General features: G+C 54.1%; 21 protein-coding genes. 19 read left to right on the top strand and 2 right to left on the bottom strand.

Translation table 11 applies throughout. From position 1 onward, the window contains the following. The first annotated feature begins 102 nt into the window (after nucleotides 1–102). The 3 genes from EH198_RS05390 to EH198_RS05380 are packed head-to-tail and all read left to right on the top strand — an operon-like array spanning nucleotide 103 to nucleotide 4,033. Complete coding sequence (locus tag EH198_RS05390) at nucleotides 103–1,716, top strand: spore germination protein (RefSeq protein WP_124694469.1); 1,614 nt, start codon at nucleotides 103–105, stop codon at nucleotides 1,714–1,716. Continuing rightward, nucleotides 1,709–2,917, top strand: a complete 1,209-nt coding sequence (locus EH198_RS05385) for a Ger(x)C family spore germination protein (RefSeq protein ID WP_185702753.1) — start codon at nucleotides 1,709–1,711, stop codon at nucleotides 2,915–2,917. The genes EH198_RS05390 and EH198_RS05385 overlap by 8 nt, the downstream gene beginning before the upstream one ends. 15 nt (nucleotides 2,918–2,932) lie before the next feature. Continuing rightward, nucleotides 2,933–4,033 (top strand): GerAB/ArcD/ProY family transporter, encoded by a 1,101-nt coding sequence (locus EH198_RS05380; RefSeq protein ID WP_124694467.1) that lies wholly within the window; start codon nucleotides 2,933–2,935, stop codon nucleotides 4,031–4,033. Here EH198_RS05380 and EH198_RS05375 read toward each other — a convergent pair. After that, nucleotides 4,006–4,263: a YczF family membrane protein gene (locus tag EH198_RS05375; protein ID WP_124694466.1), complete on the bottom strand. Its 258-nt coding sequence runs from the start codon at nucleotides 4,261–4,263 to the stop codon at nucleotides 4,006–4,008. The genes EH198_RS05380 and EH198_RS05375 overlap by 28 nt on opposite strands. A 160-nt stretch (nucleotides 4,264–4,423) precedes the next feature. Here EH198_RS05375 and EH198_RS05370 point away from each other — a divergent pair, with 160 nt between their 5' ends. The 16 genes from EH198_RS05370 (at nucleotide 4,424) to spoVM (ending at nucleotide 21,538) form a co-directional block, all read left to right on the top strand. Then, nucleotides 4,424–6,295, top strand: coding sequence for a bifunctional homocysteine S-methyltransferase/methylenetetrahydrofolate reductase (locus EH198_RS05370; protein WP_124694465.1), 1,872 nt, complete (start codon nucleotides 4,424–4,426; stop codon nucleotides 6,293–6,295). A gap of 38 nt (nucleotides 6,296–6,333) precedes the next feature. Then, nucleotides 6,334–7,221: a YicC/YloC family endoribonuclease gene (locus EH198_RS05365; RefSeq protein WP_124694464.1), complete on the top strand. Its 888-nt coding sequence runs from the start codon at nucleotides 6,334–6,336 to the stop codon at nucleotides 7,219–7,221. A 46-nt stretch (nucleotides 7,222–7,267) separates the two neighbouring features. Beyond that, a complete protein-coding gene (gene remA, locus EH198_RS05360; RefSeq protein WP_006209218.1) occupies nucleotides 7,268–7,528 on the top strand; it encodes an extracellular matrix/biofilm regulator RemA in 261 nt (86 codons plus the stop codon). Between the two features lie 18 nt (nucleotides 7,529–7,546). Next, nucleotides 7,547–8,116, top strand: coding sequence for a guanylate kinase (gene gmk, locus EH198_RS05355; RefSeq protein WP_124694463.1), 570 nt, complete (start codon nucleotides 7,547–7,549; stop codon nucleotides 8,114–8,116). 54 nt (nucleotides 8,117–8,170) lie between these two features. Next, nucleotides 8,171–8,383, top strand: a complete 213-nt coding sequence (gene rpoZ / locus EH198_RS05350; protein ID WP_124694462.1) for a DNA-directed RNA polymerase subunit omega — start codon at nucleotides 8,171–8,173, stop codon at nucleotides 8,381–8,383. 281 nt (nucleotides 8,384–8,664) lie between these two features. Continuing rightward, complete coding sequence (gene coaBC, locus EH198_RS05345; protein ID WP_124694461.1) at nucleotides 8,665–9,885, top strand: bifunctional phosphopantothenoylcysteine decarboxylase/phosphopantothenate--cysteine ligase CoaBC; 1,221 nt, start codon at nucleotides 8,665–8,667, stop codon at nucleotides 9,883–9,885. Beyond that, entirely contained in the window at nucleotides 9,885–12,434 is a 2,550-nt protein-coding gene (priA, locus tag EH198_RS05340; RefSeq protein ID WP_124694460.1) for a primosomal protein N', read from the top strand. Before coaBC ends, priA begins: the two co-directional genes overlap by 1 nt. Before the next feature lie 46 nt (nucleotides 12,435–12,480). After that, on the top strand, nucleotides 12,481–12,966 hold the full coding sequence (gene def / locus EH198_RS05335) for a peptide deformylase (protein ID WP_124694459.1): 486 nt from the start codon (nucleotides 12,481–12,483) through the stop codon (nucleotides 12,964–12,966). A 5-nt stretch (nucleotides 12,967–12,971) separates the two neighbouring features. Continuing rightward, a complete protein-coding gene (gene fmt / locus EH198_RS05330) occupies nucleotides 12,972–13,943 on the top strand; it encodes a methionyl-tRNA formyltransferase (protein WP_124694458.1) in 972 nt (323 codons plus the stop codon). Continuing rightward, the gene (gene rsmB, locus EH198_RS05325) at nucleotides 13,940–15,355 is read left to right on the top strand and encodes a 16S rRNA (cytosine(967)-C(5))-methyltransferase RsmB (protein ID WP_124694457.1); all 1,416 of its coding nucleotides are present in this window, start codon (nucleotides 13,940–13,942) and stop codon (nucleotides 15,353–15,355) included. The genes fmt and rsmB overlap by 4 nt, the downstream gene beginning before the upstream one ends. A gap of 288 nt (nucleotides 15,356–15,643) precedes the next feature. Further along, nucleotides 15,644–16,684, top strand: coding sequence for a dual-specificity RNA methyltransferase RlmN (gene rlmN, locus EH198_RS05320; protein ID WP_124694456.1), 1,041 nt, complete (start codon nucleotides 15,644–15,646; stop codon nucleotides 16,682–16,684). A gap of 6 nt (nucleotides 16,685–16,690) precedes the next feature. Further along, nucleotides 16,691–17,467, top strand: coding sequence for a Stp1/IreP family PP2C-type Ser/Thr phosphatase (locus EH198_RS05315; protein ID WP_124694455.1), 777 nt, complete (start codon nucleotides 16,691–16,693; stop codon nucleotides 17,465–17,467). Beyond that, nucleotides 17,464–19,650 (top strand): Stk1 family PASTA domain-containing Ser/Thr kinase, encoded by a 2,187-nt coding sequence (gene pknB / locus EH198_RS05310; protein ID WP_124694454.1) that lies wholly within the window; start codon nucleotides 17,464–17,466, stop codon nucleotides 19,648–19,650. Before EH198_RS05315 ends, pknB begins: the two co-directional genes overlap by 4 nt. A 115-nt stretch (nucleotides 19,651–19,765) precedes the next feature. Further along, entirely contained in the window at nucleotides 19,766–20,671 is a 906-nt protein-coding gene (rsgA, locus tag EH198_RS05305) for a ribosome small subunit-dependent GTPase A (RefSeq protein ID WP_124694453.1), read from the top strand. 3 nt (nucleotides 20,672–20,674) lie between these two features. Further along, nucleotides 20,675–21,334 (top strand): ribulose-phosphate 3-epimerase, encoded by a 660-nt coding sequence (gene rpe, locus EH198_RS05300; protein WP_124694452.1) that lies wholly within the window; start codon nucleotides 20,675–20,677, stop codon nucleotides 21,332–21,334. A gap of 123 nt (nucleotides 21,335–21,457) precedes the next feature. Next, nucleotides 21,458–21,538 carry a stage V sporulation protein SpoVM gene (gene spoVM / locus EH198_RS05295; RefSeq protein ID WP_006675261.1) on the top strand — a complete coding sequence of 27 codons (81 nt, stop codon included), beginning with the start codon at nucleotides 21,458–21,460 and terminating at the stop codon, nucleotides 21,536–21,538. A 196-nt stretch (nucleotides 21,539–21,734) separates the two neighbouring features. On the opposite strand, the gene rpmB is transcribed toward spoVM, so the two are convergent. After that, complete coding sequence (gene rpmB / locus EH198_RS05290; RefSeq protein WP_025334690.1) at nucleotides 21,735–21,923, bottom strand: 50S ribosomal protein L28; 189 nt, start codon at nucleotides 21,921–21,923, stop codon at nucleotides 21,735–21,737. Nucleotides 21,924–21,969: the final 46 nt, after the last annotated feature.

The following is a 21,969-nucleotide window of genomic DNA, read 5'->3' as shown; positions in this document are numbered from 1 at the left end:
TTAAAACGCCTGTTTCACTAATGCATGCCTCCGATACAGCGAATAACAAACGCGGAAGTCGTAAATAATGGAAAAAAGAAGTTCGAATTGAGGCGAGGGCGGATGAAAAAAAAAGGACAAAGCAATCAGGGCGCACCTGCCGGGGGTTCGGGAAATACAGCAACTAGAGCCGAAAACCAAGCTGTCCTTAATATTTCGAATAATCTTGAGCAGACGCTTGGTAACATCAAGCGCGAACTCGGTTCCAGTCCCGATCTGAAAATCCGGAAGTTTCAGATCGGTTCGGCTGAACCGGTATGGGTGGCCGCCGTTTTTATGGACGGATTGATCAATGCCGTAGCCGTTGATGAATTCGTGATGGGAGCATTGTTCGATAATTCCGCCGATGCTGCGGAAGAAATGCCGCGCGAGCCGCAGGAAAGGCTTCAGCTCATTCTGGACAGGGCGCTGGAGCTTGGCGAAATCGCAGTTAAGGACGATTGGAACGACATGATGCTCTCCCTCCTGTCGGGTAACACCATTATTTTGCTGGATGGCTGCAGCAAGGCCATTGAGGGAGGAACGAAAGGGGGGGAATGGCGGACCGTCGCCGAGCCCTCCTCACAAATTGTCATACGGGGACCGAAAGACTCCTTTGTCGAGTCGATAATTACGAATATTGCGCTGATCCGAAGACGGATCAAATCGCCGACACTATGGACTGAATTTATGAAAATCGGCACAGTGACGAATACGGACGTTGCCCTTTTGTATATGAAAGGCAGGGCGGAAGACAAAGTCGTTGACCTGGTAAGAATGCGCCTGAAAAAGATCAACATTGAAGCGGTATTGGAATCCAGTTATATCGAGCAGCTCATTCAGGATAAATTGTTTACCCCGTTTCCAACGGTCTACAATACAGAGCGTCCGGATGTGGCGGCGGCCAATTTACTGGAAGGAAGAGTTGTTCTGATTGTTGACGGTACGCCTTTTGTGCTTGTAGTTCCGACGGTTTTAGCTCAATTCCTTCAATCGACCGACGATTATACCCAGAGATTTGATAGTGCCACACTCATGCGATTGGTGCGTTATATGAGCTTGATCATTCTGCTTCTGGGCCCATCGGTTTATATTGCACTGACCACCTTCCATTACGAAATGGTACCGACGCCCATGCTGATCAGCCTGCTGGCCCAGCGGGAGAACGTTCCTTTTCCGGCTGCGATCGAAGCGATGATCATGGAGGCCGCGTTTGAAATCCTGAGGGAGGCCGGAACCCGGATGCCGAGAGCGGTAGGACAGACCGTATCGATTGTCGGCGCCTTGATTCTGGGCACGGCCGTAGTGGAAGCGGGTATTATTACGCCGGTCATGGTTATTGTGGTTGCCCTCACCGGTATTGCAAGCTTTGCCATTCCCTCTTACAACCTCGCGGTCGCGGGCCGAATTATCCGTTTTGGATTTTTGGTGGCCGCGTCAATGTTTGGATTCTATGGGATTACTCTGGGACTGATTGTATTGATTGCCCATATAAACAGCCTGGAATCTTTCGGTACACCCTATCTAGCCCCGCTCAGCCCGTTTTCCATTAGAGGGCAAAAGGATACATTGGCGAGGCTGCCCATGTTTACAATCGATCTCAGCCCGGAAAAGCTGGGCAATATGAACAACGACAATAAGTCAGGTAATGATCAGGGGACATCCGATTCAGGGAAGGATGGACGGACAGGTGCTTAAATTATGGAAGCTGCTGGCGATTTCAGGACTTCTTCTTTTGCAGACCGGCTGTTGGGACAGCGTTGAACTGAACAGGAGGGCTATCGTTTCCGGTGTGTCTATCGATAAGGGGCTGACGGAGGACAAGAGATATAGCGTGTCCTTCCAAGTCATCGTGGCGGATGAAATAACCGGGAAAAACAGCAGGGGGAACGCCCCTGTAGCTTTATATAAAGGAAGCGGCCGTTCCATTTATGAGGCCTTCGGCAACGCTTCCCGTCAATCCGCGCGTATTCTCTCTCTGGGCCATTCGAAGGTGATCATTATATCCGAAGACCTCGCTCGTGAAGGGATCAGGGATCTCATGGATATTTTTGAACGGGAATCCGATATGCGGCTCAGCACACTGGTCTTTGTTTCCAGAGGACAGCGGGCGGAAGACATTCTTTCCGTAATGACGATATTCGGCAAAATCCCGGCCAACGACCTTGTACAAAAGCTGGAAACGGGAAACCGCTCCTTCGGTTACAATTTCCGGATTGAGGTGGATGATGTGATCCGCGGGATTCTGGCTAAAGAGGGAGGGGCGATTATTAACGGCGTAATTGTCAAGGGCGATCTGGAAGCGGGGGGAACGAAGTCAAATTTGGAGGGCATAAAGCCGAAGGCTATCTTGAAAAACGCGGGTCTTGCCGTATTCAAGCAGGATAAGCTGATGGCATTTCAGGATGGCACTGAGGGAATGGGCCTGAGCCTGATCCATAACAAGCAGAAAGAATATCCGTTACTCCTTGAGCTTGGGAAAAATGAATCCGCAACCTTTAGTATGTTCAAGGTGCATACCTCCGTCACGGCCAATGCGAAAGATCCGGAGCATCCGGTTATCTACATCAGCACCCAACAGCAAGCCGCTTTGAAAGAATACAACGGTTCTCTGGATATTTCCAAGTCTTCTGTACTAAGAAACTGGGAAAAGCTTTTGAGTGAAGAAACAAAGAAGGAAATCGATGCCGCCGTCAAAGCGGCCATGCGTCTTAACAGCGATTATATCCGGTTCAATGAGACCGTGAACCGGGTTAATCCGAAAGGCTGGAAACGGGTCAAGGGCCGCTGGGATACCATCTTTACCCAGTGCGAAGTGCACATCAAGGTAAACACCCTTATCCGTCATACCGAAATGAGGACCCGTTCCTTGAAATCATCGGGAGAGGGAGTGGAATAGGAATGGAGGGATTTCATGCGGGAGATCAGAATAGGATCCGTACATTTTTTTTCCCTGGTTCTCATGTTTGAGCTGGGGACGGCTCTGGTGGTCAATGTTGGAATGGAAGCCGGCAGAGACGCCTGGATAGCCATCTTCTTAGGATGTTTGGTGGGCATGCTCGTTTATACCGGTTACAATTATCTGTTCAAGCTGTATCCTGACCTGCCGTTATCCGGCTATACCCGGGCGATTCTCGGCAAACCGCTTGGAGCGGTCGTGGTCATTCTTTATGCGGTTATCTTCTTGAATGGAGCCGGCCGAGATATGCGGGATGGAAGCGCTCTGCTGGTCATGGCTGCCCTGAACCGAACGCCGATCCTGATCGTTGCCGCGATGATGATTTTGTCTTGCGGATACGTGTTGCATAAAGGATTGGAGGTGCTGGCCCGGACCTCGTTTATTATTATGGTCGGTGTGCTGCTGATCGGCGGGATTATTACGCTGCTAATGTTTTTTTCGGGGGAAATGGAATGGTCGCGCCTGCAGCCGTTGCTGGGGGATGGAATCAAACCGGTGGCCCTTTCGGTGATCCGATCGAATTATATGTTTCCGTTCGGCGAAGTCTTCTGTTTCACGATGCTGATGCCTTATTTCGGCGACAAAAAAAGAGCGGTTTGGGTTGTGCCTTCCGCAATTCTGGCAGCCGGATTAATTATCAGCTTCACGGCGCTCGTCAATATTACGGTGCTGGGCAGCGACATGGTGGAGCGTTCTCCGTTTCCTCTGCTAGCTACCGTGAGTAAAGCGGCGTTGTCCGATTTTATCCAGCGATTGGACGTTTTGGTGGTAATGCTGCTGATTATCGGTGTTTTTTTCAAAGTAGCCGTTTACTACGGTGCGGCGGTGATCGCCATCTCGGACCTGTTCAATCTTCCATACCGGACGTTGATTATTCCCTCAGCGATTATCATTTTATTCTCCGGCATGCTGGATTCGCGAAGTTTTGTGGAGCATCTGGAGGAAGGCGCGGAGATGCTTACCTTCGTATATCCCGTCTTTACTATTGTCATTCCGGTCGTCCTGATTATTGTCGCCGCCTTCAGGAATTACCGTTCACGTTCCCGGCCGGGCTGACGTCCGGAAATCCAATGGGCAAGATCCGGGACAAGCAGGCTTGCGGCCAGGGTAAGTATCAGTATTTTCTCGGCTGTAGTAGTAATAGTGAAGGGAAACAGGGTGTTCACATTGGTAATGCCGTATCCGAACATCCAGTCCGCAAAATACAATAGCAGAATGGTGAGCGTGCCAAACATAACTACTACGGCGTATTTTTTCAGCAGCATCTTTCTAATTCGTTTTTTCACGGGTTTCAGCTCCTTTGCCTTATACGTTAGTATGTGGCCAGAAGCCGCCTGCCATGCGTTTTGTGTCGAATCTTGCAGATGCTTTTGGACAGAAAGCTTATCTTTCCTCACGATTTATGTTACATTAGTATGAAACTAATGTCAGGGGAGGGGCTGCTCTGTGAAGCCGGATTTGCGGTCTGCCTGGGCGAGCAAGGTACTGGTCGGCGATGGGGCGATGGGAACTTTTTTATATCAGAAAGGGTTTCCTGTCGGCATTTCATATGAAGAATTGAATCTAACCTCGCCCGAGGTTATTGATGAGGTGCACCGCAGTTATATTGAGGCGGGTGCGGAAGTGCTGGAGAGCAATACGTATTCGGCCAATTACGATAAGCTGTCCAAGTTCGGCCTGGAATCCAAAGTCGAGGAGATTAACCGAGCGGGTATTCGGATTGCCAGACAAGCCGCCGGCAGCGGCGGTTATGTCGTTGGCGCCGTTGGCTCGATCCGTGCCGGCAAGCGCGCCAGCCTGTCGGCCTCAGAGCTCAAAAAATATTTCGGTCAACAGATCGGCGCAATGCTTGAAGAAGATGTGGACGGCATTATGCTGGAAACGTTCTACGACCTTGAGGAACTGCATTTGGCACTCAGAACCGCGCGCAAGCTAAGCAATTTGCCCGTCATCTGCCAGTTCGCCGTCGACGAAACGGCGATGACGATGGACGGGCTGACGCTTCCGGAGGCCTTCCGCATTCTGGAAGAGGATGGCGCGGATATTATCGGCTTTAACTGCCGTACCGGTCCTATCGGCATCAAAAGAGCGCTCGGTACCCTCCAAGGCAGCCTGACGCTGCCGGTGTCGGTATATCCGAATGCGGGCCTGGCCGATTATGTGGACGGCCATTACAAGTACGGCGCTTCGCCTGAATATTTCGGCCAGATGGCTAGAGACTTTGCCGACATGGGAAGCCGGATCATCGGCGGCTGCTGCGGAACGACGCCTCATCATATAGCCGAAATCTCGGCGGCGCTGAAAGGTTATGAGCCTCTTCCGCTGCCGGGGCCGGCGCCTAAAGAGAAGATTAGCGTCCGCTTGCAGGAGAGCCTTGCAGACGATTCGGCGGCAGACGGCAGAGAACCGAACCTTATTGATATCGTCAAGGAACGCCATGCGGTAATCGTTGAGCTGGATCCGCCCCGGGATCTTGATATCTCGAAGTTTATGGCCGGAGCTGAGGCGCTGCGCCGCGCAGGAGCGGACGCGCTGACGCTCGCCGACAACTCGCTGGCCGTATGCCGCATGAGCAATATGGCGCTCGGTTCTCTGGTTCAACAGAGGACGGGCCTGCGTCCGCTCGTGCATATTGCCTGCAGGGACCGCAACCTGATCGGGACACAGTCACACCTGATGGGTCTCGATGCGCTTGATATCGACCATGTGCTGGCCGTGACGGGCGATCCGGCCCGGTTCGGCGATCTCCCGGGTTCAAGCTCGGTTTACGATCTGACGTCATTCGAGATAATACGGATGATCAAGCAGCTGAATGACGGCATTGCCTTCTCCGGCAAGCCGCTTAAGCAGAAAGCCAAGTTTATCATCGGAGCGGCGTTCAATCCGAATGTCAAGCATTTGGGCAAGGCGGTTGAGCGTCTGGAGAAAAAGATCGCTTTCGGAGCCGACTATATTATGACCCAGCCGGTATACGACAGGGAACTGATTCATAAGATCGCCGATGCGACGGCTCACCTGAACATCCCTATATTTATCGGCATTATGCCCCTTGCGAGCGGACGCAACGCCGAGTATCTTCATAATGAAGTGCCAGGCATTCAGCTCTCGGAAGAGGTCCTGGGACGGATGAAAGGGCTGCAAGGCGAAGCGGGACGGGCAGAGGGGGTCGCTATTGCGAAGGAACTGCTTGATGCGGCCACGGAACGCTTTAACGGAATTTATTTGATGACTCCGTTCATGTTCTACGACATGAGCGTTCAGCTTCTGAACCATGTATGGGCGAAATCGGGACGCCAATTATCCCCCTTGTTTCGCTAGAGAGAATCAATTACAATAGTGTAACGGATGTGATGCCGATGTCATTTAGCATGACCGGATACGGTCAATCGTCCAGGCATTTTGGCGGCAGCAAGATCGTTTTCGAAGTCAAATCGGTGAATCACCGTTTCTGCGAGATTGTGCTCAGGATGCCTCGGGAGTGGAACGGGTTTGAAGATGCGCTGCGAAGAAAGGTTCAGCAATACGTCAGACGCGGCCGGATTGACGTCTTTATTAACAGGGAGCACGAAGAGAACGCTGGCGGTCCGGTTCTGAACCGCACGGCTGTGAAATCTTATCTGGCCGCGGCGGAAGCGCTGAAGAAGGAATTCGGCGTGAACGGAGAGCTTGACCTGCTGGGCATGCTGAACCTGCCGGGAGTAATGGAGAGCGACAGTCAGCCGGCATTACCGGAGAACGGCGATTCTTTTCTGGAGCTGCTTGTAAACGGGCTGGAGGAGAGCGTTAGGGCTTTGGTTGAAATGCGTGCCCGCGAAGGGCGTTTTCTGGCGGCCGACATCGCGGAGCGCGTGGGCAGACTTGAAGAGCTGCATAACGAAATGAGCGGGCTGGCACCGGTTGTCGTGATGGAATACAGAGACAAGCTTCGTCAGCGCCTGGAAGATCTTCAAGACGGAACTTTTCCTTTTGACGAACAGAAATTCGGAATGGAAGTGGCTATTTTCGCCGACCGCTCCAGCATTGAAGAAGAGCTGACCCGTTTGCGAAGCCACTTTGAGCAGTGCAGGATTCTTTTGGGCGGCGGCGAGCCGATTGGCCGGAAACTGGATTTTCTCATTCAGGAGATGAACCGGGAAACGAATACAATCGGCTCCAAGTGCAACCATTTGGGAATTGGCAACTGCGTTCTGGAGATGAAGGCGGAACTGGAGAAGATTCGCGAGCAGGCTGCCAATTTGGAGTAGCGACAGGGCAAGCGAAGATGTAACTTATGGGGGGAACAACCGGAACATGGCAATCAAACTCATCAACATCGGCTTTGGAAATATAGTATCGGCCAATCGAATCATTTCCATAGTCAGCCCGGAGTCGGCTCCGATTAAGCGGATTATCCAGGAAGCGAGAGACCGGCATATGCTGATCGACGCGACCTATGGAAGACGTACCCGTGCCGTTATCATTACGGACAGCGATCATGTCATACTGTCGGCGGTTCAACCGGAGACCGTGGCGCATAGACTGTCCAGTAAAGATGACGATAACGACGAATAACGATTAATGGAGTGTACTATGTCAAAAGGATTGCTGATCGTATTGTCCGGACCTTCCGGAGTCGGTAAAGGAACGGTATGCACCGCACTGAGGCCGAAAATACCGGAGCTCATCTATTCCGTATCGGCGACGACGCGGAGTCCCCGCGAGGGCGAACAGGACGGAGTCAATTATTTTTTCAAATCCCGGGAGCAGTTTCTTCAGATGATTGAGGCCGATGAGCTGCTGGAATACGCGGAATACGTGGGGAATTATTACGGAACTCCGCGCGATTTTGTGGAACGGACGCTGGATAGCGGCAGGGACATCATCCTTGAAATCGAAGTGCAGGGCGCGCTTAAAGTTAAGGAGAAGTTTCCTGAAGGAATCTTTGTTTTTCTGCTGCCGCCGTCGATGGATGAGCTGAAAGACCGTATTCGCGGACGCGGAACGGAGCATGATGACATTATCAATCACCGGATGACGGTCGCGGAAGACGAAATCAGCCTGATGCGCCATTACGATTACGCAGTGGTTAACGATGAAATCGATCTTGCGTGCAAACGAATAGAAAGCATTATTATTGCCGAACATTGTAAAATAAGATAGTTTGGACGGCACCACTGTTTCTTATTGTATAAATTTAATTGAAGAGGTGTACCTGTGCTATATCCATCGATCGATGAAATGATGAACAAAGTCGACAGCAAATACTCGCTTGTTGTCGCTGCTGCCCGCCGGGCAAGACAGCTTCGTGAAGGAAGCCACTCCGAACTGAAGTCTCCGAGAGCCCATAAGCAAGTCGGGGTTGCGCTTGAAGAAATATACAAGGATTACATCACGGTAACCCGGGTGGATGACAAAACCTCCGAATAAATGATCAAGCATTAGGGTGCTTTTAATGACAGTTGGCGCCTGCAGCCTTTTATAGAGAGGACTGCGGGCGCCGATTGTGGCGCCTTCGTGCTGAACAATCCGCATTTCTTTCATAGCCCGGATGGGGCTGTTCCTGACAACCGGAAGGTTGTTATTTTTTTAATAATTTATGCGTTTAGGAAGTCTTAAATGTCCGCGGGAAATGGCTGCTCCTGAAAGAAGCAGCTGTTATCTTCCGGAACGGATTCTTTCCGTTGACACGGGGAGCAGGGGGGAAGAGTATGTTGAAAGGCAAGACGATATTGCTTGGCATAACGGGGGGGATCGCGGCGTATAAAGCGGCTTCCCTGTGCAGCAAGCTTGTACAAAAGGGGGCCGAGGTGCATGTGGTTATGACAGCTTCGGCCAAACAGTTCATTACGGAGCTGACCTTGCAGTCATTGTCCAAACAGAGAGTATACAGCGATACCTTTCAGGAGCGGGACCCGTCTTCCATCTCGCATATCGATTTGGCTGATTCGGCCGATCTTGTGCTGATAGCGCCGGCCACCGCAAATATTATCGCCAAAATGGCCCACGGCCTTGCCGACGATATGCTCTCGACCGTACTTCTGGCGGCGACTGCGCCCGTAATGGTCGCTCCGGCCATGAACGTGCATATGTATCAACATCCCGCCGTGCTGAACAATCTCAACATTCTTGCGGAACGCGGAATCCGGTTCATTGAACCTGGAGAGGGACTGCTGGCCTGCGGCTACGTCGGCAAAGGTCGCATGGAGGAACCGGAGACGATTGTAAGCTGCGTCGAGGCTTTTTTTGAGCAGAACCCGAAGTCCGAGAACCGCAAGCTGACCGGCAAAAAGGTCGTGATTACCGCCGGCGGCACGGTGGAACGGATTGACCCCGTCCGCTATATCTCCAATGATTCTTCCGGCAAAATGGGCTTTGCGCTGGCTCGCGCAGCCAGGGATATGGGGGCTGAGGTTACGCTTGTCGCCGCGCGGACGGATGAACGGCCGCCGCAGGATATTAACGTTGTGCGCGTTCAGTCCGCCGACGAGATGTACGGCGCCGTATCGGCTGTCTGGGAGGATTGCGATATCCTTATCAAGGCTGCCGCCGTCTCGGACTACCGTCCGAAAGAAAGAGCGGATACGAAGATCAAGAAGTCCGGCGACACAATGACGCTGGAGCTGGTGAAAACCGTCGATATTCTGGAAACGCTGGGGCATCGAAAAAGTCATCAGCTTTTGATCGGTTTTGCAGCTGAGACCGGAAATGCGGAAATGTACGCTAAGGATAAGCTGGCCCGCAAAAACCTCGATCTGATCGTCGCCAACGATGTGGGCGTACCGGGAGCGGGGTTCGGAGTCGATACGAACATTGTCTCGATTTATGATCGAAAAGGTCTTGTGGAGGAACTGCCGCTGCTTTCGAAGGACGAGGTGGCCCGCCGGCTGCTCGCTGTCGCAGCGGATCGGCTGCCGGAAGAAGGCCTGTAATGGATATCGCCAAGGTTATCGTCGATGTTCCCGTTCGCAGCACCGACCGAACCTTTGATTATTCGATTCCCGAGTCTTTTAAAGTATGGATCGAGGTAGGCAGCCGGGTGGCTGTTCCATTCGGGCACCGAACGGTGCAGGGCTTTGTCGTATCTCTGGAATACGGCGATATACGGGCGATTAAGGGAATCAAGCCGATACAGGAGGTGCTAGATCTCGTTCCGCCGCTCTCGCCTGAACTTGTGGAGCTGGCCGACTGGATGAGCGAGCGTTATGCCTGCCGCCGAATTTCGGCGCTGCAGGCGATGCTGCCGACGGCGCTTAAGGGCAAAGCCGAACGGCTTATTTCGCTTGGAGACACCGAGCCGGAACCGGCGAATGAAGAGGGCACGCTGTTCCCCGATGAAGAATGGTTTCCGGGCTTTCCCGATACCGGCAGGGAGGAAAGAGAGATTGCCGACTTCGTGCGCCGCGGAGGCGAGGTGTCGATGAAGCAATTGACCCGTGCCTTTCCGGACGGGGCGGAGACGATCAAATTCATGCTGCGGCGGGGCGTGCTGAGGGAAAGCCAGTCGATCAAGGATAAAATGGGCAAAAAGAAGCTCAAAGCGGTTGATCTGACAATGGAGCCGGAATCCGCGCGTGAAGCGCTAAGCAAGCTTCCCGCCAGATCCGCCCGCCAAAAGGAAGTGCTGTCGTTTCTGATCGATATGGAGGCGGTGCTCCCGATGCCGCTCAAGGATGTGCTGTCCGCGCTTCAGGTGACGGCCGGCACCGTAAAGGGACTGGAAGACAAAGGGCTGATTGAGATTACCGAGGTGGAGGTCTACCGCGATCCATACCGCGGGAGAGACTTCAAGCCGAGCGATCCGCTCCCGTTGACCTCCGAGCAGCAAACGGTTTTTGGTCGGATTGTCGGCGCCGTCGACCGTCAGCGGCATGAAGTCTTTCTGCTGCACGGCGTTACGGGCAGCGGAAAGACGGAAATTTACCTGCAGTGCATTCAGCGATGTGTTGACCAGGGCCGTCAGGCCGTTGTTCTCGTTCCCGAAATCTCGCTGACTCCGCAGATGGTGGAACGTTTCAAAGGCAGATTCGGCAGCGGGGTTGCGGTCATGCACAGCCGCTTGTCCACCGGAGAGCGGTATGATGAATGGCGCAAGATCCGCGAAGGCAAAGCATCGGTCGCGGTCGGCGCCCGCTCGGCGGTATTCGCCCCTTTTAGCAATCTGGGCCTGATCATTATGGACGAAGAGCATGAAACCTCATACAAGCAGGAAGAGAATCCGAGATACCATGCGCGCGATGTGGCGGTCCGCCGGGCGATGCTCGGCGATGCAGCTGTCATCCTCGGGTCGGCGACGCCTTCGCTGGAGAGCTATTATGCCGCACGGTCGCAAAGCGACGAGAACTTCTCTCCGGTCCTGCTGGAGATGCCGAGCCGGGCGCTGGGAAATCAGCTTCCTACGGTCCAAATTGTGGACATGCGCGAGGAGCTTAAAGAAGGCAACCGCTCCATGTTCAGCCGGGGGCTTCACTCGGCGATTCAGAGCAGGCTTGAGCGGGGAGAGCAGACCGTGCTTCTGCTGAACCGAAGAGGCTTCTCGACCTTTGTGATGTGCCGCAGCTGCGGCTACGTTGCCGGCTGTCCCGAATGCGATATTTCGCTGACGTATCACAGCCGCAGCAATAATCTGCGCTGTCATTACTGCGGTCATGCGGAGCCGGCTCCTGAGACCTGTCCGGAATGCGGCAGCGAGCATATCCGCTTTTTCGGAACGGGAACGCAGCGGGTGGAAGAGGAACTGGGCAAGCTGTTTCCGGGAATCCGGGTCATCCGGATGGATGTCGACACGACGACCGAGAAAGGCTCGCACGAGAAACTGCTGGGACAGTTCAGGGACAAGAAGGCCGACGTGCTGCTGGGCACGCAAATGGTAGCCAAAGGGCTCGATTTTCCCGATGTGACGCTGGTTGGCGTCATCACCGCGGATTCGGCGCTGAACCTTCCGGATTTCCGGGCCGCCGAGAAGACATTCCAGCTTCTCACACAGGTCGCCGGACGGGCGGGACGGCATAAGCTTCCGGGAGAGGTGCTGGTCCAGTCCTATACGCCCGACCATTATTCCATCATTCATGCCAGCCGGCATGACTACGCTTCATTCATAAAGGAAGAACTGAAGCATCGCAAAGCGCTTCACTACCCGCCTTACTGCAGACTGATTCTGGTGACGCTGTCGCATGAACAGATGCCGGTGGCGCTGCGCATGGCGGAGAACTACGCGATGAATATTCAGGGCAAGGCAAGGCAGCGCCGGTGGTTCGGCAGTCTGGACAAGCTGACGGCGGACGGGCTCGATCTATTGGGTCCCGTAGCTTCCCCGCTGCCCCGGCTTAAGGGAAGATACCGGTTCCAGTGCATGGTCAAGTGGCGGGGAGCCATAGACGCCATTGGACTTGCCCGCGAGGTGGCGGAGGAATTGGAGGATTCGCTGCGGGACCCGGTGCTTCAGATTAGTATTGATGTCGACCCCCAAATGCTGATGTAGCGCCGTTTTGGCATAATATATTCAAAAACAGGAAGGTGTTAGCGAAATGGCGATACGTTTAATCGTGAAAGAGCCTGACGAAGTGCTGCACAAGACAGCAAAACCGGTAACGAAAATTACGCCCAACGTTCAAAAGCTTTTGGACGATATGGCGGATACAATGTACGACGCCGAGGGCGTTGGTCTTGCCGCACCGCAGGTGGGCATTCTCAAGCGGCTGATTGTGGTGGATGCCGACGAAGAGCATGGTTTGATCAAGATGATCAATCCGGAAATCATCAAATCCGAGGGCGAGCAGCTCGGTCCTGAAGGCTGCCTTAGCATTCCGGGTCTCAACGGAGACGTCCGCCGGGCGGAAACAGTAACCGTCCGGGGACTTGACCGCGAAGGCAATGAGATTACCATTACAGGAAGTGGACTGCTGGCCCGGGCGTTCCAGCATGAAGTCGATCACCTGAACGGCGTGCTGTTCACAGATGTCGCGGAGAAGGTATACGATAGTAATACGGAACACAGCCGGACCGAGGAGTGAAGGAAATGAAAATTGTGTTCATGGGCACACCCGCTTTTGCGGTGCCATGCCTTCAAATGCTGGTGGATGAGGGCTATGAGGTCGCAGCCGTCGTTACCCAGCCCGACCGGCCCCAGGGGAGAAAGAAGACGCTGACGCCCTCGCCGGTCAAAGCGGCTGCGGAGGCGATGGGCCTGCCGGTTCTTCAGCCTGAACGAATGCGGCGTCCTGAGGCGGTGGCGGAGCTTGCCGTCTACGAGCCAGAACTGATCGTTACGGCCGCTTACGGGCAGATTCTGCCCAAGGCCGTGCTGGATTTGCCAGCCCGGGGCTGTGTAAATGTCCACGGGTCGCTTTTGCCCAAGTACCGGGGAGGAGCGCCGATCCAGCGAAGCATTATCAACGGCGAAAGCGTTACGGGCGTGACGCTGATGTACATGGCGGAAGGACTGGACACGGGAGACATGATCGCAAAGGTCGAAGTCCCGATAGAGGATGAAGATACATCGGGAACGCTGTTTGAGAAGCTGAGTCTCGCCGGCCGGGATTTGCTGAAAGCGCAGATGCCGCGTCTGCTCGCGGGACCTCTCCCGGCAGAAGCTCAGGATGACAGCCAGGCAACCTATGCGCCTAATTTGACACGTGAGGATGAGCGGATCGACTGGAGCGCGGGATCGCACGAAATCTATAACCGAATCCGCGGCCTGGTGCCTTTCTCGGGCGCATTTACCCTTTGGAACGGAGAGACGTTCAAAGTGTGGGCGGCGGCCAATCCCGACAAGGGAGCCCTGTCCGGAGCCGTTATCCAGGAAGAAGGGTCCGGCGAAGCCGAGACCGTGCCCGGAACGGTGCTGGCTGCCAGCACTGCCGGCGTCGAGGTGAAGACCGGAGACGGAAGTCTGCTGCTGCTTACCGTTCAGCCAGCCGGCAAGAAGGCGATGAGCGCGGCTGATTTCGCGCGGGGCGGAACTATGAAGCCCGGCACGGTGCTGGAATGAGGCCGCCCGGAAACCGCCGAGGCGGCAACGGCCAAGGCGGAGGGCCGGCCCGCAGTTCCCGCCCCGCTACGGCCAGGGAAACTGCTCTTGATGTCCTGGTGCGTGTCGAGCAGGAAGCGGCATACAGCAACCTCCTGCTTAATACCAGCCTGCAAAAGGCGGGGCTGTCCCGTGAAGACGCGGGACTTGCGACGGAGCTGGTATACGGTACGATTTCCCGGCTGAACACGCTGGACTTCATGCTGGACGGTTTCGTGAGCAAAGGAACGAACAAGCTGCAGCCATGGGTCCGCTGTCTGCTTCGCATGAGTCTATATCAGATTGTTTACCTTGACCGGATTCCGCCCCATGCCGCTGTAAACGAGGCGGTGAATCTGGCCAAGAAACGGGGACATCAGGGCATTTCGGGCATGGTCAACGGGGTCCTCCGCAGCGCGCTGCGGGCCGGAGAGCTTCCGGCGCTGCCGGACGGTCTCGGTGATGCGGAGCGCATCGCCCTGGAGCATTCGCATCCCCTGTGGATGGTCAAGGATTGGATTCGGCGTTATGGGCAGGCGACAGCTGAAGACATTTGCCGGGCCAATAATGAGCCCCCGTCCGTCAGCGTGCGTGTTAACACCACGATGACGACACGGGACAAGCTGCTTGAGGAGATGCTGAGCCAGGGGCTGGACGCGGCTCCTTCTCAGCTGAGTCCCTACGGGATTGTTGTCAAGGGCGGCGGAAACCTTGCCTTGTCATCCTGGTACCGCGATGGCATCCTGTCCATTCAAGACGAGAGCTCGATGCTCGTCGCCGAAGCAGTGGCGCCTGAGCCGGGGATGACAGTACTGGACTGCTGTTCGGCGCCGGGCGGAAAGACTTCGCATATGGCCGAGCTGATGAAGGACCGGGGCACGATAATCGCGAGCGATCTGCATGAGCACAAAGTCTCGCTTGTGCAGGAACAGGCTCGAAGGCTTGGTCTGGAATCCGTCGAAGCCATAGCCACGGACGCCCTGCTTCTGGCGGAGCGTTATTCTCCGATGACCTTTGACCGGATCTTGCTGGACGCGCCTTGCTCGGGACTCGGCGTGATCCGGAGAAAGCCCGATCTGAAATGGAGCAAGACGCCTGAGGATGTGGCAAGCATTGGCGCTTTGCAAAGAGAACTTCTCCAATCCGTGTCAGGGCTTCTGAAACCGGGCGGCGTCCTGGTTTACAGCACCTGCACGATGGAGAGCTTCGAGAATGAGGAGACGGTCAACGATTTTCTGCGGCGGAATCCGCAGTTTGCAGCCGCTGACCGTGGTACTCCACTTGGCGAGCGCCTTGGCAATCTTCTTTCACCCGATGCTGCCGGTATGCAAATTCTTCCCCACTATTTCGGCAGCGACGGATTTTATATCGCTGCTCTGCAACGGTTGTCTTGATCTTCTTAAATCCTGCGCTTGGGCCACTCCCGCCGCGCAGGATTTTTTTGCGTTTAGAGGGATTTCCACTAATTTAAATCCGGGAAGAACTCTTTGACGGGGTGTAAAGATGACCTCACGCTTGATCGGGCGGAACGGGGGAGAGATAACTGCCGCAGCAGGCCCAATTTCTTCTTGATATGCGCTGTCCATGCGTTTTCTTTTACCCTTTGTGAGATTTATGTTAAAATAGGCAGGATGAGAAAGCAGTATGACTATCCAGAAGAAAGTACAGGTGCGATAACGATAATGAAACCTTTAATATATGATTTTACTCTTGAAGAGTTGGCGCAGTGGGCCAAAGACAATGGAGAACCGGCTTTTCGCGGAGGACAGATTTTTGATTGGCTGTACGTGAAGCGTGTAAGCGACTTCGAGTCGATGAGTAATCTGTCGAAGGCGCTGCGGACTAAACTGAATGAGCAGTTCTCTATTGACGCGCTTTCAGAAATCACCAGGCTGGAGTCGAAGGACGGAACGGTGAAATTTCTGTTCGGCCTGCATGACGACCATGCGATTGAGACTGTTATCATGAAGCATAACTACGGCAACAGCGTATGCGTAACGACTCAAGTGGGCTGCAGAATCGGCTGTACCTTTTGCGCTTCCACGCTCGGCGGGCTGAAGCGGGATTTGACGGCAGGAGAAATTGTAGCCCAGGTTGTGCGTTCCCAGCAGATTTTGGATGCCCGGGGCGAACGCGTCAGCAGTATTGTCATTATGGGAACGGGAGAACCGTTTGAGAACTACGACGCCACGATGAGATTTTTACGCCTGATGATCCATGAAAAGGGATTGAATATCGGTCAGCGGCATATAACGGTATCAACCAGCGGAATTGTCCCCAGCATTTACAAATTCGCCGAGGAGGATACCCAGATCAATCTGGCAATCTCCATCCATGCCCCGAACGACAGTCTTCGCTCAAAGCTGATGCCTGTCAATCGCCGTTATCCTTTCAATGAAGTGATGGAATCGCTCCGCTATTACCAGGCCAAGACGGGACGGCGCATCAGCTTTGAATATGCGCTGATCGGCGGTGTCAACGACCAGCCGGAGCATGCGGAGGAGCTTGCCGGAGTGCTGAAGCACATGCTGTGCCATGTCAATCTGATTCCGGTCAACTATGTGCCGGAACGCAAATATGTCCGCACTTCCCGCAACGATATTTTTCAATTTCAGCGGATTCTGGCCGATCAGGGCGTCAATGTGACGATACGCCGTGAACAGGGCCATGATATCGCGGCCGCATGCGGACAGCTGCGCGCCAAACATATGGAGTTGAGGTGAGATCTTTTGATCAGAACAGTTCATGCCAGCGATATTGGACGGGTGCGCTCCGTCAATGAAGATTCGGTTTGGACCGGTGTGACGGGCCATGGGTATACGCTTGGCATTATCGCCGACGGAATGGGCGGACATTTGGCGGGAGACACCGCAAGCCGTCTAGCGCTGGAGTCCATCCGCGACAAACTGGACGGCCTCGCCCCAGGTCTTACGGGAGAAGCTATAAGCACCGCCCTGTCGAACGCGATAATAGAGGCCAATGACACCGTCTTCAAGCAGGCGGCAAGCGACGAACGTTACCATAATATGGGGACGACCGTCGTTTCCGTGCTGCTTGCCGGACGTTCAGGGTACATCGGCCACATCGGCGACAGCAGAGCTTACATAATCCGGGACGGTAACGCGAAGCAATTGACCGAGGATCATACGCTGGTAAACGAGCTGTTCAAAAACGGCCAGATCAGTCTTGAAGAGCTGGATACCCATCCGCGCCGCAACGTCCTTATACGTGCTCTTGGTACGGATGAGGAAATCAAGACGGATCTGCTTCCAATAACGCTTGAACCGGGTGAAGTGCTGCTGCTGTGCAGCGACGGTTTAAGCAATTTTGTCAGCGCCGAGCATCTGGGGAAGGTTGCCGGCCTGCAGGAAATATCGCTTAAGGAAAGAGCGGACCGATTGCTTCAGCTGGCACTGCTTGCCGGCGGCGGCGACAACATAAGCGTCGCTATGTTAGAACATCAAGAGGAGGCCGCTGTGCCCGAATCAAAGGAGTGGGATAGATGATCGGTCACGAGTTGGGAGGCCGTTACCAAGTCATCGAGCGAATCGGTGGAGGCGGAATGGCCCTTGTATACAGGGCACACGATATTCTGCTCAACCGAAATGTCGCTATTAAAGTGTTGCGCAACCAATTTGTACATGATGAGGAATTTATTCGCCGGTTCCGGCGGGAGGCGCAATCCGCCGCTTCGCTCTCTCATCCCAATGTGGTCAGCATCTATGACGTGGGGCAGGAAGATGAAATTCATTATATAGTCATGGAATACGTTGAAGGCTATAATCTGAACGAAATCATCAAGGAAAGGGCTCCGCTGCAGGTGGATGAAGCGGTAAGAATCGCTACCCAAATCTGCGACGCACTGGATCATGCCCATCAGAACCAGATTATCCACCGGGATATCAAACCACATAACATCCTTATCGGCCGAAACGGCCGGGTCAAGGTGACGGATTTCGGCATCGCCCGCGCGGTGACGTCGACAACCATTACCCAGACCGGATCGGTTGTCGGTTCGGTGCATTATTTTTCCCCGGAGCATGCTAAGGGCGTAACCACCGGCGAAAAATCGGACCTGTACTCGCTGGGCATTGTGATCTATCAGATGCTGACCGGCAGTCTGCCCTTTCTGGGCGAGAGTCCGATCAGCGTAGCACTGAAGCATCTTCAGGAGGAGTTCGAGGAGCCTCGCAAGCTGAATCCGATGATTCCCCAGAGCGTGGAGAACATTATCCTTAAATCGATGCGCAAAAACCCCGAAGAGCGTTACCAATCGGCGAAGGAGATGCTTCAGGATCTGGAAACCTGCCTGCTGCCGGAGCGCCGAAGCGAGCCGAAGGTGTCCTTCGTCGATGACGATGAGGACAGGACCAGAGTCATGCCCGCCATCAAGCCGATTCCCAAGGGCATCGGTACGCGAGGGCATGCCGAAGACCGAATGATCCGTGATGAAGATGCTCCTTCTCCCAAGAAGAGAAAAGGCTGGGGGAAACCCGTACTTTGGATCGGGCTGACGCTTTTACTGCTGCTCGCGATGCTTGGGGTGGTATGGTATGTAAACGCCAAACTGGTCGTACCGGAAGTTACGGTCCCGAAGCTGGTCAATCTTTCACTGGACGATGCCAAAGCCAAGCTGTCCGAAGTCGGACTCGTTCTGGAAGAGCCGGTTACGACTCAGTACAACCCTAACTTTGCCGAAGGCATCGTCTTCGAGCAGAGCAAGGAGCCGGATACAACGGTTAAAGAAGGAACGACTATCGCGCTTAAGGTAAGCATCGCCAAACCGCTCTCGGTAATGCCGGATTTATCCGGAATAACTTATGACGAAGCGGTGAGCGCTCTGTTGGCTCAGGGAATGGATCAGAGCAGAATTACCCAGGACAGCGAATTCAGTACGGAGGTCCCGGAAGGCCAGGTTCTCCGGCAGAACCCGATCTCTGGCAGTGAATACGATCCGGATACGGCGACCGTCTCTATTATAGTCAGCAAGGGGCAAGAGAGCGTCACGACACCGGACCTGGCAGGTCTTACCGAAGGGGACGCGAAAGCCAAGCTGGAAGAGGCGGGCCTCGTTCTCGGCGATGTGAAGACGGAATCCAGCTTTTCCGTTGAAAAGGGCAAAGTAACCAAACAGTGGCCTTATGAAAGAGGCGCCTCGGCGCCGCCGGGCGAGAAAATCACCATTTACATCAGCAACGGCTATCCGCCGGAGGCGCTGGAATACACGTTCAACCTGCCGGTTTCACCGGTACAGGAAGGCAAGAAGACAAAGATCCGGATCGAGTACGCTGATGCGCGCAACAATGGCGAGAACCAGGATTGGGGAACCCGCACGATCAGCAGAACCCAAGTGCTGTCGGTGAATCTTGTTCTAGCACCGAACAAGGATGGGGCTGTCATCTTGTACCGGGACGGGGAGTTCTTCGATACGTATCCCGTTTCGTACATGGATGCGAAGAACGGTACGGTACAGATTCCAGAGGCTTCGCCCGTAGAGCCGTCGCCATCTCCTACCGAGACGCCTGCGAGCGTGGAGCCGTCAGCCGATCCGGCCGTAGCACCCGGTACGGAGAGCAACCCGCCTGATACAGGGGATGGCTCCACAGTCGACCAGACGGGAAGCAATGTCAGCGCTTCTCAGATAGTAGCCAAGGATAAAAAAGGCAAAGGAAAAGATAAAAACAACTAAATATCGCAGGATAAGTCCATGAACAAGAGCGGCCGTTATCAGCCGCTCTTGCAGCAAACAGAGCTAGAGATTCACCAGGATGTAAGCCAAATCCAAGAGAGGAAGGCTTTATAGTATGCCTGAAGGAATAATCGTCAAGGCTTTAAGCGGTTATTATTATGTAAAACCGCTCCGGGAAGGGAAAATCTCCCCTGAGGATGAAATCATTCAGTGCAGAGCCCGCGGTATCTTTAAGAAAAAAGGTTTATCTCCGCTTGTCGGAGACAATGTCATTTATTCCTTGACCGAGAACGGAGAGGGGATGGTTGATGAAATCAATCCCCGGGATTCTGAGCTGATCCGGCCGCCTGTCGCCAATGTGTCGCTTGCCGTTCTGCTGTTCTCCGTACGTGAACCGGATCTAAATTTACAGCTGCTCGACAAGTTCCTTGTACATATCGAGCATGCCGGATTGGATACGATCATCGTGCTGACCAAACGGGATCTGGCTGAAGGGGACGGAGAAGGTATTGCTCATGTGAAACAATTGTACGAGCATATCGGTTACGAAGTGATAGTAACAAGCTCGCGGACGGGTTCAGGCAGTGAAGAGGTGCGGAAGCGGCTGGCTGGCATAATCAGCGTGTTCGCCGGCCAGTCCGGTGTCGGCAAATCGTCGCTGCTTAACCGGATCGTTCCCGGCCTTTCCCTGGAAACCAGCGAGATCAGCATGCGGCTGGGACGCGGACGCCATACAACGCGGCATGTCGAGCTGATGGATATCGGGGAGGGGGGCTATGTGGCGGATACGCCGGGCTTCAGCCAACTGGATTTTCTGGAGCTTGGCGTGGAGGAGTTGTCATCCTGTTTCCGCGAGTTTACCCCCTATGCGGCGGAATGTAAATTCCGTGGATGCAGCCATCTGCATGAACCGGGCTGCCGCGTAATCGAAGCCTGGGAAGCCGGAGTGATCGCTGACAGCCGCTACGACCACTACAAGCTGTTTTTTAATGAAATGAAAGACAAGAAGCGGAGGTATTGACCTATGATCAAAATTGCACCATCCCTGCTCTCGGCGGATTTCGCCGCACTCGGCGCCGAGGTTGCCGAAGCTGAAAGATCCGGAGCGGACTGGATTCATGTAGACGTGATGGACGGGCGATTCGTGCCCAATATTACACTCGGTCCTCCGATCGTCAAGGCGGTATCCACCCATACCTCCCTTCCGCTGGATGTTCATCTCATGATCGAGAGTCCGGAGCGCTACATTGCCGATTTTGCGGCGGCCGGAGCCGCCGTTATTACCGTGCATGCCGAAGCGTGTGTGCATCTGCATCGGGTCGTTCATCAGATCAAGGAACTGGGGCTGCTTGCCGGTGTGGCCATCAATCCGGCGACGCCCGCTTCCGCTGTGAGAGAAATATTAGCGGATCTCGATTTGGTGTTGGTCATGACCGTGAACCCCGGCTTCGGCGGACAGGCATTCATCCCTGGGACCGTGCATAAAATCAGGGAAATTCGGGAGTGGGCCAGCGAGATCGGCCATGATCTACGCATCGAAGTGGACGGAGGTATCACTGAAGCGACGGCGCCTATCGTCTGTGAAGCCGGGGCGGATGTCCTGGTCGCCGGCAATGCCGTCTTCGGCCGGAGCGACCGGGCAGCGGCCATCTCGGCGATCCGGGCCGCGGCCGCGGGCCGTTAAGTTGGGCTAAAGGCCAAGGTATAGGCCAAGTTCCTTTCGCATAAATATGGTTACATGAGCAGAAATCTCATGTAGCCTTTTTTGTGTCTTAACTGGGCTGCAGGACCGATCGGAGGGTGAAACATGAAATTTTATACATTTAAGCTGCCGAAGTTTTTGGGAGGATTTGTGAAGGCGATTTTGAATACATTTCAGAAGAGCTGAGGGCCGTCAACGGAATAGAGGTACATGAAAAAAAGCACCTTACATATGTAAAGGGTGCTTTTTGCTTGAAATATAAGCATTATAAGCTGTGAGCTTATAATTTGTCTTATATTTTCGAGAAACGGTTGCCATCCGTATAGGACGGCGCTGCCATTTCTTCTAAGTATCAATTATTGTGAGCGGTTTATTTTAAAAACTAGACGCGCTCGACTTTACCGGATTTCAGGGCGCGGGTGCTAACGTATACACGCTTCGGTTTACCGTTCACCAGAATGCGAACCTTCTGAACGTTAACTCCCCAGGAGCGGCGGTTACGGTTGTTGGCATGGGATACGTGGTTGCCGCTGCTCGGCTTTTTGCCAGTTACAGCACATTTACGGGACATCATTACACCTCCTTGTTGCGATCACCTGCATTAAAACAATACTTAA

The sequence above is a fragment of the Paenibacillus rhizophilus genome, assembly GCF_003854965.1.
In the GTDB taxonomy this organism is placed as follows: domain Bacteria; phylum Bacillota; class Bacilli; order Paenibacillales; family Paenibacillaceae; genus Paenibacillus_AQ; species Paenibacillus_AQ rhizophilus.
The sequence above is the reverse complement of the archived record's forward strand: the minus strand, read 5'-3'. Positions and strand labels throughout refer to the sequence as shown.